At 72.8% G+C, this 771-nt stretch carries 1 protein-coding gene; it reads right to left on the reverse strand.

What is annotated here, in order from left to right; all coding sequences use genetic code 11:
- Positions 1-771: ThiF family adenylyltransferase (locus NS354_RS12925; RefSeq protein WP_193750789.1), on the reverse strand; the 771-nt coding region annotated here is incomplete at both ends.

A 771-nucleotide genomic window follows, 5' to 3' on the forward strand; every position in this document is an offset into this window, starting at 1 on the left:
ATCCTCGCGAGCTGCGCGATGCCCCCGCGCACGAAGCGCACGTCGGTGAACCCCTGCGACGCCAGCGCCTCGGCGGCTCGGATCGACCGCGGATCGCGTTCGCAGTACACCCGGATCGGCGCGTCGACACCGCCCGATTCCCGCCCGCCCGACCCGTCGCCGGCGAGCCCGGCGAGGTCGCCCGATTCGATGCGATCCACCCCGATCCGCGTCGCCGAACCGACGCGTCGCTCCGCGAACTCCTCCGCGGTGCGCACATCGATGACGCGGGTCGCCGCTCCCGCTCGCAGCTCCTCGGCGAACTCCGCGGCGTCCGTCTCGAGCGCGTGCGCGGTCGGCGCGGACTGCGCGGCACCGCAGAACCGCTCGTAATCGATCAGCTCGGTGACGGGAGCGGCCGCAGGATCGCGCCGCACCTGGAGCTCCCGCGTGCGCGCCGCGAGCGCGTCGTACAGCAGCACCCGACCGATCAGAGGATCGCCGATGCCCGTGATGAGCTTGAGGACCTCCGTCGCCATGAGCGACCCCACCGTGCCGCAGAGCCCGGGCAGTACGCCGCCGACCGCGCAGTTGAGCACGCTCTCGGCGGGCGGGGGTGCGGGGAAGAGATCGCGATACCCGGGCCCGTGGGCGTGCCACGCCACGCCGACCTGACCCGAGTACTGCAGAATGGCGCCCCACACGAGCGGCGTGCCCGAGAGCTCCGCCGCGTCGTTCGTGAGGTACCTCGTCGCGAAGTTGTCGCTCCCGTCGAGCACGAGGTCGTACGCG

The organism is Leucobacter chromiiresistens, assembly GCF_001477055.1.
In the GTDB taxonomy this organism is placed as follows: domain Bacteria; phylum Actinomycetota; class Actinomycetes; order Actinomycetales; family Microbacteriaceae; genus Leucobacter; species Leucobacter chromiiresistens_A.